The organism is Xanthovirga aplysinae (assembly GCF_009711365.1).
Classification (GTDB): Bacteria; Bacteroidota; Bacteroidia; order Cytophagales; family Cyclobacteriaceae; genus Xanthovirga; species Xanthovirga aplysinae.
The window spans coordinates 2,284-2,936 of sequence record NZ_SMMB01000739.1 but is presented as its reverse complement, the minus strand read 5'-3'; the positions used below and the strand labels follow the sequence as shown (position 1 = coordinate 2,936).

The 653-nt window shown below is 32.5% G+C and carries 1 protein-coding gene; it reads right to left on the bottom strand.

All coding sequences use genetic code 11. From position 1 onward, the window contains the following. Nucleotides 1-444, bottom strand: a 444-nt coding sequence (locus E1171_RS04900) for a DUF4249 family protein (protein ID WP_222931396.1), incomplete at its 3' end; no start/stop codon positions are given. Between the last annotated feature and the right edge of the window lie 209 nt (nt 445-653).

Sequence of the window (653 nt, the reverse complement as noted above, 5' to 3'; positions counted from 1 at the left end):
TCTTTTATCATAAATCACCACTTTCATATCTTCTATCTCAAGAGAAGTTTCCATTTTTTGCTCTGTTGAAATATACTCCTCCCCATTCCCTAACTTAATGGATAACTTATAACTTCTTCCTATCTCTGCCTTAAAGCCTTTTGGAGTTGCGTAAAAAAACTCATCATATGGTTCTAACAAAATTTTCTTTCCTAAATCATCTTCCAAAAGAAGGTTTGCTCCTAATACATAGTCCTGCTCCTGTTGATTATAAGGAATAGAGCGACTTAATTTAATTACATGAGGGCCAGGTAAGTTGGTAATTGTCCCATCTACCACAAGAAAGGAATTATCCTGTACAACCTTTGTCTTTAATGGGTCAATACATCCACAAAGGCATAATAAAAGTAAATTCCATAAAAAGCTCTTATTCCTATTAAATAAAAAAAATATAACCTTAACCATTCAATAATTTTTTGAGTTAATTTTTTGTTTTTTGGGCTTTCTTAGAATTTAAAGTTATAAGTAATTGATGGCAAAGGAACACCCAATAAGGAAAGTTTATAAGCCTGCATGGGTTCATCGAACTCTTTTAGCATAAGAAACAAGCTAATTTTCTAATTTCACTAAGGGGATTCGGCCACTGGTACTTTCCTTCTAACATATTCCTTTAC